This is a genomic window from Streptomyces sp. NPDC002513, from assembly GCF_053595355.1.
The window spans coordinates 19,052-29,439 of record NZ_JBSFXK010000075.1 but is presented as its reverse complement, the minus strand read 5'-3'; the positions used below and the strand labels follow the sequence as shown (position 1 = coordinate 29,439).

12 protein-coding genes, 1 tRNA gene and 1 riboswitch are annotated in these 10,388 nt (G+C 72.5%); of the genes, 6 read left to right on the top strand and 7 right to left on the bottom strand.

The features are described 5' to 3' along the window. Nucleotides 1-237: 237 nt before the first annotated feature. The 3 genes from ACWD5Q_RS31580 to ACWD5Q_RS31570 form a co-directional block, all read right to left on the bottom strand. The gene (locus tag ACWD5Q_RS31580; RefSeq protein ID WP_451430498.1) at nucleotides 238-870 is read right to left on the bottom strand and encodes a TetR/AcrR family transcriptional regulator; all 633 of its coding nucleotides are present in this window, start codon (nucleotides 868-870) and stop codon (nucleotides 238-240) included. A 221-nt stretch (nucleotides 871-1,091) separates the two neighbouring features. Beyond that, a complete protein-coding gene (locus ACWD5Q_RS31575; protein WP_451430497.1) occupies nucleotides 1,092-1,421 on the bottom strand; it encodes a hypothetical protein in 330 nt (109 codons plus the stop codon). A gap of 5 nt (nucleotides 1,422-1,426) precedes the next feature. Beyond that, nucleotides 1,427-1,882 (bottom strand): hypothetical protein, encoded by a 456-nt coding sequence (locus ACWD5Q_RS31570; protein ID WP_451430496.1) that lies wholly within the window; start codon nucleotides 1,880-1,882, stop codon nucleotides 1,427-1,429. Here ACWD5Q_RS31570 and ACWD5Q_RS31565 point away from each other — a divergent pair. After that, the gene (locus ACWD5Q_RS31565) at nucleotides 1,863-2,063 is read left to right on the top strand and encodes a hypothetical protein (RefSeq protein ID WP_451430495.1); all 201 of its coding nucleotides are present in this window, start codon (nucleotides 1,863-1,865) and stop codon (nucleotides 2,061-2,063) included. The genes ACWD5Q_RS31570 and ACWD5Q_RS31565 overlap by 20 nt on opposite strands. A gap of 206 nt (nucleotides 2,064-2,269) precedes the next feature. Here the strand turns inward: ACWD5Q_RS31565 and ACWD5Q_RS31560 are convergent. Beyond that, nucleotides 2,270-2,343 (bottom strand) — tRNA-Pro (locus ACWD5Q_RS31560). A gap of 99 nt (nucleotides 2,344-2,442) precedes the next feature. Between ACWD5Q_RS31560 and ACWD5Q_RS31555 the strand changes: the two genes are divergently transcribed. Both ACWD5Q_RS31555 and cobF read left to right on the top strand, forming a co-directional pair. Further along, the gene (locus ACWD5Q_RS31555) at nucleotides 2,443-2,967 is read left to right on the top strand and encodes a DUF309 domain-containing protein (protein WP_451430494.1); all 525 of its coding nucleotides are present in this window, start codon (nucleotides 2,443-2,445) and stop codon (nucleotides 2,965-2,967) included. A 56-nt stretch (nucleotides 2,968-3,023) separates the two neighbouring features. Beyond that, nucleotides 3,024-3,794, top strand: coding sequence for a precorrin-6A synthase (deacetylating) (gene cobF, locus ACWD5Q_RS31550; RefSeq protein ID WP_451430493.1), 771 nt, complete (start codon nucleotides 3,024-3,026; stop codon nucleotides 3,792-3,794). A 90-nt stretch (nucleotides 3,795-3,884) separates the two neighbouring features. Here the strand turns inward: cobF and ACWD5Q_RS31545 are convergent, their stop codons facing one another. The 3 genes from ACWD5Q_RS31545 to ACWD5Q_RS31535 all read right to left on the bottom strand — a co-directional run bounded on the left by ACWD5Q_RS31545 (nucleotide 3,885) and on the right by ACWD5Q_RS31535 (nucleotide 7,189). Then, nucleotides 3,885-4,631: a cobalt-precorrin-6A reductase gene (locus tag ACWD5Q_RS31545; protein ID WP_451430492.1), complete on the bottom strand. Its 747-nt coding sequence runs from the start codon at nucleotides 4,629-4,631 to the stop codon at nucleotides 3,885-3,887. Nucleotides 4,632-4,767: 136 nt separating this feature from the next. Beyond that, a complete protein-coding gene (locus ACWD5Q_RS31540; protein WP_451430491.1) occupies nucleotides 4,768-5,541 on the bottom strand; it encodes a sulfite exporter TauE/SafE family protein in 774 nt (257 codons plus the stop codon). Nucleotides 5,542-6,001: 460 nt separating this feature from the next. Continuing rightward, the gene (locus ACWD5Q_RS31535; protein ID WP_451430490.1) at nucleotides 6,002-7,189 is read right to left on the bottom strand and encodes a thiolase family protein; all 1,188 of its coding nucleotides are present in this window, start codon (nucleotides 7,187-7,189) and stop codon (nucleotides 6,002-6,004) included. Between the two features lie 146 nt (nucleotides 7,190-7,335). Between ACWD5Q_RS31535 and ACWD5Q_RS31530 the strand changes: the two genes are divergently transcribed. The 3 genes from ACWD5Q_RS31530 to thiD all read left to right on the top strand — a co-directional run bounded on the left by ACWD5Q_RS31530 (nucleotide 7,336) and on the right by thiD (nucleotide 10,243). After that, a complete protein-coding gene (locus ACWD5Q_RS31530; protein ID WP_451430489.1) occupies nucleotides 7,336-7,593 on the top strand; it encodes a WhiB family transcriptional regulator in 258 nt (85 codons plus the stop codon). Nucleotides 7,594-7,886: 293 nt separating this feature from the next. Beyond that, nucleotides 7,887-7,979: riboswitch (TPP riboswitch) on the top strand. After that, complete coding sequence (locus tag ACWD5Q_RS31525) at nucleotides 7,971-9,392, top strand: purine-cytosine permease family protein (RefSeq protein ID WP_451430488.1); 1,422 nt, start codon at nucleotides 7,971-7,973, stop codon at nucleotides 9,390-9,392. It overlaps the preceding riboswitch by 9 nt. Next, nucleotides 9,389-10,243 carry a bifunctional hydroxymethylpyrimidine kinase/phosphomethylpyrimidine kinase gene (gene thiD, locus ACWD5Q_RS31520; protein WP_451430487.1) on the top strand — a complete coding sequence of 285 codons (855 nt, stop codon included), beginning with the start codon at nucleotides 9,389-9,391 and terminating at the stop codon, nucleotides 10,241-10,243. The genes ACWD5Q_RS31525 and thiD overlap by 4 nt, the downstream gene beginning before the upstream one ends. Nucleotides 10,244-10,388: the final 145 nt, after the last annotated feature.

Sequence of the window (10,388 nt, the reverse complement as noted above, 5' to 3'; positions counted from 1 at the left end):
CCACCCGCTGGCTGCCCCAGGCCGACCACCCCCACACCGCAACCACCCGAAAGCCGCAGATCATCGAGCTACAGCGCGGTTCACCACCACGCTCTCAATGCACTCGAAAGCAGAGGAGAACCCGATAGGACCTCTGCCCGCTACCCACTGGCGCCACCTGGGTTCACAGCCCCTCGCCTCCCGCGGCGCCGCCGAGCGCCGGCCCCTGCTGCCAGACAGTGCTCCGCGAAGCGGCTTTCAGCGGCCAGCGGCCGACGGCAGGGCGTCCGGCGCCTCTGCGTAGCGCCGAAGGTCACCAATCGCGGTGTCGAGCGCAGCCCGCAGATGATAGGCGTCTCCCGTCGACTGCAGGATTACCACCCCGCCCTGGATCGCCGCCAGCAAGGACGCCGCCCTCTCGTCCACGTCCATCTCGGCGGGCACATGCCCGGCAGCCTGCATTGCCCGGATGCCAGCGGCCAGCGACTCCTGCCAGCGGTGCATCAGCTTCACCACGACTGCGCGCGCGCCCGGCGTGCTGTGGCCCAGGTGCAGGGACAGCGAACCAAGTGGGCAGCGGTCGCCCTGCTCCTCGTAGCGCTGGATCGTCACGTCGCGCCACTGTTGCCAGGCCTCAAGGGAATCCAGACAGCCCAGGTAGGGCATCTGGTCCTCCAGCACCTGGTCAGCCTCGAATTCGGCAACAGCGAGGAGCAACTCGTCCTTCCCCGCGGGGAAGTAGTGGAAGAGCTGGCTCTTGCTGGTCGCCGTACGGGCCATCACGTCTTCCAAGGTGGCCTGCTCGATGCCCCGCGCCCTCAGCAGGAGTGCCGCACCCTCGACGATGCGGGCCCTGGTGGCCCTGCCCTTCGCCGTCAGCTTCCTATCCATAGCCCCTCCGTAGCCCCTCCGTCTTGCTGGACCGCACGGTCCAGTCTACGCCTGCGCGGGTGAGCCATTCACGGCATGAAGCCCCACCCCACGAGGTGACCAGCCTGGGCAGACCGGAGGACGCGACGACACCTACGACAACACCAGCCCAGGCCCGCGTCGGACAGCCCAAGACCAGAGCGCAGCTCCATGCAATGCGTCGCGGCAGCTCGGCGCACGCGCTACCAGATGCGTGGTCCTTGCTGGTCCGGGCGCTGGCGCGGGGGCTGCTGGACCATGGGCTGCTGCGGCTGCTCGGGTCGCCGCTGGGAGCGCACAGCCGGCTGCTGCGGCTGGGCGTCGCGGCGCACCTGGGTCACGCTTCGGGCAGCTCGGCCGTTGCGGGCCTGGAGTTGTTCGCGGTGGGCGGCGCGCTCGGCTACGCGGCCCGCGCGGCGGCGCTCGGCGAGGCTCGGCCCTGCCGCCGGGGAGGCTTCGGCGGTGCTCGGTGGCGTGTTCTCCGCGGGAGCGGGGCGGCTCTCGGGGGTGAGGTGGCCGCGTTCGGTCGTCACGGTGGTCAGCGGGTCCACGACGGTGACGTGACGTAGGGCGGCGTTGTCGGTGAGCGGGGTGTGCTGGAGCCAGGTGGCGCCGGTGCGGGTGGCGATGTCGTTGATGACGGTCTGCTGCTGCTCGGGCGTGAGGGTCCGGAAGACGTCCGCCGCGAGCGAGCCGCGAGCGGTGTCGTCCGGCGTTGGCTCGTGCTGCTGGGCACGGTGCCGGTGCGGGCGAGTTGCCTGGCGGCGAGGGCGGAGGCGGCGGCGGTCCAGTGGGCGGTGTGTCCGGCGCGGCCTTGTTCGATGGAGGGGCCGACGGGCTGGGCGGGGTTGTTGTCGGTGACCTGGTACTGGTCGCAGTAGGCAGCGATGGTGGCCAGGTGCCGGGTCCAGGTGGCGCGGGCGTTCGGGTCGGCGGGGGCTTCGACCAGGCTCTGGCTCCAGTCGGATCGGTTGGTGGTGACGCGCTCGGCCAAGGGCGGTCATCCGGTCGGCGGTCAGCTGGACGCGGTCATCCAGGTAGGTGCGGTGGGCCGGGTCCATGGCGGCGTCGCGCTGCGGCGCGGCCACCCAGCCGGGCAGGTCCTGGCGTGCCCCGGCAGCGGCGTCCTGGAGGGCGCGGCCGTGCTGGAGCACCTGGTGGCAGAGAATCGATAGTAACGATCCGGCCTCGATCGCACCGAGTGACCAAATTCGGGCCCTTTTCGAGCCCTACCGGTCCCAGGAAAGGCCACTGACGACCACCCTGGCCCCAAAGTGGTCCCAAACGGCATACGAACGAATCTTCATCAAAACTGACGGCTCGTCATGCAAAAGGCCGCTGACCTGGGATTTCTCCCGGCCAACGGCCTTTCCGACTACTGTCGGGACGACAGGATTTGAACCTGCGACCCCTTGACCCCCAGTCAAGTGCGCTACCAAGCTGCGCCACGTCCCGGTGCGCTTCCCGCGGTGGCCCGCGTGATCGCGCGGACAGAACTTTACCCCACGTCGGAGGCTGCCCCGAAGGGGACGGACGGCGGGGGACAATCGGGGGATGAACAACGCATCGGAGGCCGGCGCGGGCCGGGGGCGTGACCGGGACGCGGAGGGACGGGCCCGCAGCGCTCGGCCGCGGGACGGACTGGGGCGACCGCTGCCGTACGGTGCGCCGGGCGTGGCGCGGCAGCCGGAGGGCGTCCTACGGACCCCGCAGGACACGGTCAGCGAGGCCCAGGCACTGCTGGATGCCGGCAGGCCGTTCCACGCGCACGAGGTCTTCGAGGACGCCTGGAAGTCGGGGCCGGCCGAGGAGCGTGCCCTGTGGCGCGGGCTCGCCCAGTTGGCGGTCGGCCTCACGCACGCGGCCCGTGGCAACGCGACGGGCGGTGCCCGGCTGCTGCGACGCGGTGCCGGGGCGGTCGAGGAGTGGGCGACCGAGACCGGCGAGGACCGGCCGTACGGCATGGAGGTGGCCCAACTGGTCGCCTGGGCACGGGAGTCGGCGGCGGCCGTGGAGCGGGAGGCGGCTCCGGTGGATGCACGGGCGTGGGCGCCCCGGCTGCGCGGGAAGCGGCGGTAGGCGGACCGGGGCAGGGGTGGGCGCGGACCCGAGGTGGCGTACGGCAGACTCGGGGCGTGCGAAAGATTCATGTCATCGGCATCGGGGCGGGCGACCCCGACCAGCTGACCCTGCAGGCGGTCAAGGCGCTGAAGAGCACGGATGTGTTCTTCGTGCTCGACAAGGGCGAGGTCACGTCGGACCTCGTCCGGCTGCGCCGTGACATTCTCGACGCCCACCTGCCGGAGGGGACGTACCGCCTGGCCGAGGCACGCGACCCCGAGCGCGACCGGACCGCGGGCGGCAGCGCCTACTCCCCCGCCGTCGGTGACTGGCGCTCGGCGCGCGCCGACATCTATGAACGCCTCATCACCGAGGAGTTGGGCGAGGGGGACACCGGCGCCTTCCTCGTCTGGGGCGACCCCGCGCTCTACGACAGCACCCTCGGCATCCTGGAGGAGGTGCTGGCCCGCGGCGCGGTGACCTTCTCGTACGACGTCGCTCCGGGAATCAGCAGCGTCTCGGCGCTTGTCGCCAAGCATCGCACGGGGCTCAACCGGGTGGGCCGGCCCGTGCAGATCACCACCGGGCGCCGCCTCGCGGAGGGCTTCCCGGAAGGCGTCGACGACGTGGTCGTCATGCTCGACGCCCATCAGACCTTCCGGCAGTACGCGGACCAGGACATCGACATCTACTGGGGCGCGTACATCGGCACGCCGGACGAGATACTCGTCTCCGGCCCCCTGGCCGAGACGGCGGAGCACATCGAGCGGCTGCGGGCCGAGGCCAGGGAACGCAAGGGCTGGATCATGGACACGTATCTGCTGCGTCGGCAGCCGCGGGACTGAGCCGGACCGGACGGTCACCGGCGTCCGGCATCCCTCGCCGCTCACTCCGCCGGGGCGCTGCCCGAGCGCGCACGCGCCCCGCCACCCCCGTCAGCGAGGGCCGAGCCCCAGCCGGGCGAGTGCCGCGGGCACGTCCGGTACCGCCGTGACGCCCTCGGGCAGGGGCGGACGCCGTACGACGACCACCGGGAGACCCCGTTCCCGTGCCGCCGTGAGCTTGGCCACCGTCGCCGCTCCCCCGCTGTCCTTCGTCACCAGCACCTCGACGCGGTGCTCGCGCAGCAACGCGGTCTCGTCCTCGACCGTGAAGGGCCCGCGGGCGAGCAGCACTTCCGTGTCCGGCGGCATGGGCGGCCCGGGCGGCTCCACCGACCGTACGACGAAGTGAAGGTCTGTCAGGTGGGCGAAGGCGGCGAGGCCGAGTCGGCCGGTGGTGAGGAACACACGCCGGCCGAGCGGCGGCAGCAGCGCGGCCGCGTCGGCGAGCGAGGCCGCCTCGTGCCAGTGGTCGCCGGGGCCCGCGCGCCAGCCGGGCCGGCGCAGTACCGCTGCGGGGACACCGGTGGCCGCGGCGGCCCGCGCCGCGTTCGCGGTGATCCCGGCGGCGAACGGGTGCGTGGCGTCGACCAGCGCGTCCACGTGCTGCGCGCGAAGCCACGCGGCCAGCCCCTCGGCGCCGCCGAACCCGCCGACCCGTACGTCCCCGTCGAGCGTCCCCGGCCGGGACACCCGCCCGGCCAGGGATGTGGTCACCCGCATGTCGGAACGGGCCGCGAGCGCGGCGGCCAGTTCGCGTGCCTCGGTGGTGCCGCCGAGAACCAGAATGTGCAGGGACATGACCAGGAGAGTACGGGCTGCCCCGGCGTTCCCTCCTCCCACGGCCTCACCGGCGAAGCCGAGAGTCTGGGGGAGCGTGCCGGGCGTCGCGACAGGGCGAACGTTGCCTGCCGGGGCGCCGACGCGGCGGTCCCGCTCAGCGCAGCAGCAACTGGGCCGCGCCCACCACGGTCGCCACGATCACCAGTTGCTCGAACAGACGCTGGTTGATCCGGTTCAGCGCCCACCGACCGAGGAGCGCACCCGGCGCCACGAACACCGCGAGCGCCGCGTCCAGCAGCAGTGAGCGGCCGTGGATCAGGCCGAGGCCCACGCTGAAGGGCACCTTGGAGACGTTGACGATCAGAAAGAAGAAGGCCGAGGTGCCGAGGAAGCCCAGCTTGCGGAAGCCCGCGGACAGCAGGTACATCGCCATCACCGGGCCGCCGGCGTTCGCCACCATCGTGGTGAAGCCGCCGAGGACGCCGTAGGAGCGGGCCTTGATCCGGCCGGCACGCGTGGTCACCGCGTCCGGGTCCTCAGGCCGGTCGGCGGCGCGGCGGCGCCAGACCGTGACCGCCGTCATCAGCAGCAGGATCGCGCCGATCGAGGTCCGTACGACCTCGTCGTCCGCCCATACCAGGAACACGGTGCCCAGGACGACGCCCACGGCCACCGCCGGGAACAGGCGCCACAGGGTGGGCCAGTGGGCGTGCCGCCGGTAGGTGAGGACCGCGAGGACATCGCCGAGGATCAGCACGGGCAGCAGGACGCCGGTGGAGGCGCGGGCGGGCAGAACCGCGGCGAAGATCGCGAGGCTGAGGGTGTTGGCGCCGCTCACGGCGGTCTTGGAGAAGCCGACGAGCATCGCCGCTGCGGCCAGCGCGGCGAACCCCCCTGCCGATATGTGCCAGAGCGTCATCGTGTTCATGCGGGGACCGGTGCTCCGCCCGTGCGTCCGGCCCTGCCAGGGGCGCCCCGACGGGCGGGCCGGTCCGGGGCGACCGGCCACGGTCCCGCGCCTGCCGCTCTCCAAACGCCCACTCCTCGAATGCCTGTGCCCCGCAATGGCGTTGCCCTACGCCTGGCGGCGCGCACCACGGTCGCCGCACACCCCATGGCGGCTGTCAGAGGCTCCTGCCCGCCGGACCGCATCACAGGCTCCTCCCCGACGAGTGCGTCCGGGCAGGCGACAGGGGCGTCGTGCCGCTCACAGCGCCGGTTCGCCCGGTCCGTCATCGCCGTACGGCAGTGTCGGGTCATCGCCTCGGTCCCTCGTCGATCGTTCGCGTCGCCGCAGTAGATCACGGCCTACGCCGATCGCAGGGCGGGGCCCGTGGTCTCCGCCGTCCGCCGGGTCGGCCGGCACCGCGCCGGGGCGCGGCAGGGCTCTACGGGCGTTCCACGAGCACCGTGCTGCCCTGCCCGACCCCCACGCACATGGTGGCGAGCCCGCGGGCCGCGCCGGTGCGGCGCATACGGTGCAGCAGGGTCGTCAGGATGCGGGCGCCCGAGCAGCCGAGCGGGTGCCCGAGTGCGATGGCGCCGCCATCGGGGTTGACCAGCTCCGGATCGATGCCGAGACGGTCGACGCAAGCGAGCGTCTGGGCGGCGAACGCCTCGTTGAGCTCGGCCTCTTCGATGCCGCCGATCGTCCAGCCGACGCGGGCGAGGGCCTTCTCGGTGGCGGGGACGGGCCCGATGCCCATCACGTCCGGGTGGACGCCGGCCGAGACGCCCGCGACATAGCGGCCGAGGGACTCCAGGCCCAGCTCGTCGAGGGCCTCCTCGCTGACGAGGAGGAGTCCGGCAGCGCCGTCGTTCATGGGCGAGGCGTTGCCCGCGGTGACGCTGCCGCCCTCACGGAAGACCGGCTTGAGGCGGGCGAGTTTCTCGTACGAGGTGTCCTCACGGACGCTTTCGTCGGCGGCGACCACGACGCCGTCCGGCCTGGTCACGGGCAGCAGCTCGCCGTCGAACCACCCGTTCTTGCGGGCGTCCGCGGCCCGCCGGTGGCTGCGCAGCGCGAACTCGTCCTGGCGCTCGCGCTCGATGCCGTACCGTTCCGCGACCTCCTCGGCGGTCTCGCCCATGGAGAGCAGCCCGTGGAGGTCCTTCATCGCGGGGTTGACCAGGCGCCAGCCGAGCCGGGTGTCGGCGGTCTCGATGCGGTGCGGCAGCGCCTCGTCGGGGCGGGGCAGCACGAAGGGGGCGCGGCTCATGGACTCGGAGCCGCCCGCGAGCACGATGTCCGCCTCGCCCGCGGCGATCGTGCGGGCGGCGGCCGTCACCGCCTCCAGGCCGGAGGCACACAGCCGGTTGACTGTGGCACCCGGGACGGACTCGGGCAGTCCGGCGAGGAGGACGGCCATGCGGGCGACATTGCGGTTGTCCTCGCCGGCCTGGTTGGCGGCGCCCCAATAGACATCGTCGATACGGGCCGGGTCGAGGCCGGGCACCTCCGCGACCAGGGCGCGGATCACGGTCGCGGCGAGGTCGTCGGGCCGTACGGAGGACAGGGCACCGCGCAGTTTGCCGATGGGGGTGCGGCGGGCTGCCGCGAAGTGGACGGTACGCACGACGGGACTCCTGATCGGCCTCAATCATTAATTAGCACCGCTAGTTTTGAACTATAGTCCGCGGACGGCCCGTCGGGAAGTTCCCCGGCTCCATTCCCCGGCATTCACCAGGTTTCACCCCATCCGTCCCGGGCACTCGGGCGCCCATGGAGTGGTTGTGGCATGCAGCATGCAAGGGCGAAGACCCCGAACTGTTCTTCCCCGTCGGGTCGACAGGGCCCGCACTGAAGGAGACCGCCGCCGCCAAGCGCGTCTGCCGTCGCTGCCCGGTCGTCGGCGAGTGCCTGGACTGGGCGCTGCGCAGCGGGCAGACGGCGGGCGTGTGGGGTGGCACCGGCGAAAAGGAGCGCGCCGAGCTGCTTCGGACCGCGAGGGGCCCTACGACGCGGAGAAGCGCGCGATGACCCCCAGGAACGGGAGCGCGGGGACACGCCGAGGCGGGGCGGCTACCGGAGCCGAGACAAGCGCACGACGACTCAACTCGGTGACGGGGCTGAGCTGCTGACAGAGCGTCAGGGAAGCGATCCGCGGTGGATACGGAAAGAGGCGGACGGGGACGTTCCGGCGATGAGGTCGACAAGACCGGCTTCGTCCGCACCCGGCGCTGACGCCGCACAGCGCCGGGAAGAGGGTCGCTGCCGGATCCGGCAGCGACTTCCGTATGTCACATCCCGGGACTCGGGTTAATCTTGCCGCCGTACCGGACACGGGGTGCCCCGCTGGGGCTGAGATCACACCCGTCGAACCTGAACCAGTTCGTACTGGCGGAGGGATGTCTTTCATGCCTGTGGCGCATGTCCCCGGCGGCCTGCCCGCCGACAGCCGACGAGCCGTCTTCGACGGCCGGATGCCCAGCGCGCCCGGCGATCTCCGGGTCGAGGGGCACGGCATCGAACCCGTCCCCGAGACCAACCGCTACGGCGGCGCGGGCCGGCTGTTCACCGTGTGGTTCGCACCCAATCTGACCATGACCGGTGTGTTCACCGGCACGATCGGCATCGCGCTCGGCCTCGACTTCACCACCGCGCTGGTGGCCGTCGTCCTCGGCACGGTGCTCGGCGCGGTGCCCACCGCCTATCTGAGCACCTGGGGCAGCCGCACTGGCGCCGGTCAGCTCCCTCTCGCCCGGCTCGCGTTCGGGCGTGCGGTGGCCCTGCCCGGTGTGCTGCAGTGGCTGTCGTCGGTCGCCTGGGACGCGCTGATCGGGCTTTTCGGCGGGGACGCGCTGGCCCGCCTGTGCGGCTGGCCGTTCTGGCTGGGCGTCCTCGTCATCATGCTGGCGCAGGGAGCCCTGGGAGTCCTCGGCTACGAGGCCATCCACCGCCTCCAGATCGTCATGACCTTCGTCCTCGCCGCCGCCTTCGCGCTGATCGCCCTGCGGATGTCCGACAGCGTCCAGGTGGCCGCGACGGGCAGCGTGCACGGCCCCGACCGGGCGGGCGCGTTCGTGCTGACCAGCACCATCGCACTCAGCCTGGCCCTGTCCTGGGCCCCGTACGCCAGCGACTTCAGCCGCTACCTGCCGCCTACCACCTCCCGCTCCCGGATGTTCTGGTACACGCTGCTCGGGCTCGTGGTGTCCTTCGCGGCCGTACAGACCCTCGGGCTGTGGGGCGCGTCCGCGCTGACCGACCAGACGGCCACGGGGGTGGACGCGCTGCTCGGCGGGGGCGCGCTGGGCGCCTTCGGGCTGCTGGCCGTGGCGCTGGCGGCGCTGTGCAGCAACGCGATGAACGACTACAGCGGCTCCCTGGCGCTGCAGACCGTGGGCGTGCGCATGCCGCGTCCGGCGGCGGCCGCGCTCGCCGTGGTGCTCGGCTTCCCGCTGGTGCTGTGGATGCACGCGGCCGACACGACGGCCCGCTTCCAGAACGTCCTGCTGTTCGTGAGCTACTGGATCCCCGGGTTCGTGGCGATCGTCGTCGTGGACTGGCTCGCCCGGCGGGGCACCGACATCGATCTCACCGCCGAGACGGCCCGCCCCCGGCCCGCATGGCCCCCGGTGCTGGCGTTCGCCGTCGCCTTCGCCGCTGCGGTGCCGTTCATGGACACCGGCCTGTACGTGGGCCCGGTCGCCCACGCGCTGCACGGCGCCGACCTCTCGTACTACGTGGCGTTCGTGGTGGCGCTCGCGGTGTACGCGCCACTGCGCGCCCGACAGGCCCGAGATGTCCGAGAGACCCGAGAGGAGGGTCGCGCATGACCGCGCCGCCCCGTGTGCTCACGATCGCCGGATCCGACTCCGGCGGAGGCGCCGGGATCCAGGCCGACCTCAAGACGATGCTGGCGCTCGGCACCCACGGAATGAGCGTGATCACCGCGGTCACGGCGCAGAACTCCGTCGGGGTGCAGGGCGCCTGGGAGCTGCCCGCGGAGGCGGTCCGCGCCCAGTACCGCAGTGTCGTCGGCGACATCGGCGTCCAGGCGGTCAAGACGGGCATGCTCGCCTCGCCGACGCTGGTCACGACGGTGGCCGACCTGCTCAACGACGTGGCGGCCCCGGTCGTGGTGGATCCCGTCAGCGTCTCCAAGCACGGGGACCGGCTGCTCGCCGACGACGCGCTGGACGCCGTACGCACCCGGCTGCTCCCGCTCGCCACGGTCACCACACCCAATCTGGACGAGGTGGCGGAGCTGACCGGTCTCCGGGTGACCGACGAGCCGGGGATGCGTCGCGCGGCCGTGCGACTGCTGGCCTACGGACCCCGGTGGGTCCTGGTGAAGGGCGGGCATCTGGCCGGGGCCGCCGTGGACCTGCTGACGGACGGCCGGGAGGAGCACTGGCTGCGCGCCGAACGCCACGACAACCGGCACACCCATGGCACGGGCTGCACCCTCGCCTCGGCCGTCGCGGTCGGGCTCGCACAGGGCCTCCCGGTGCCCGAGGCGGTACGCCGCGCCAAGGAGTACGTCACAGCGGCCATCGCGGCGGGCTTCGCACTGGGCGCGGGCATCGGGCCGGTGGACCACGGGTGGCGGCTGCGGGAGCCCGGCGGACCGATGACGGCGGTGAAGGCATCGGCGCCTGAGACACCTCGCGCCGAGGCGCACTGACCGGCCGGGTGTGCTGGTGCCGGCCATCCGGCCCGGCGTTCCGGAGCCGGCCGTCCAGCCCGGTCTGCCGGAACAGACCGTCCGGACGCCACCAGGGCGGCGGCCAGGAAGCCGACGACCGGCCCCGGCCGCCCCGGCACGAACC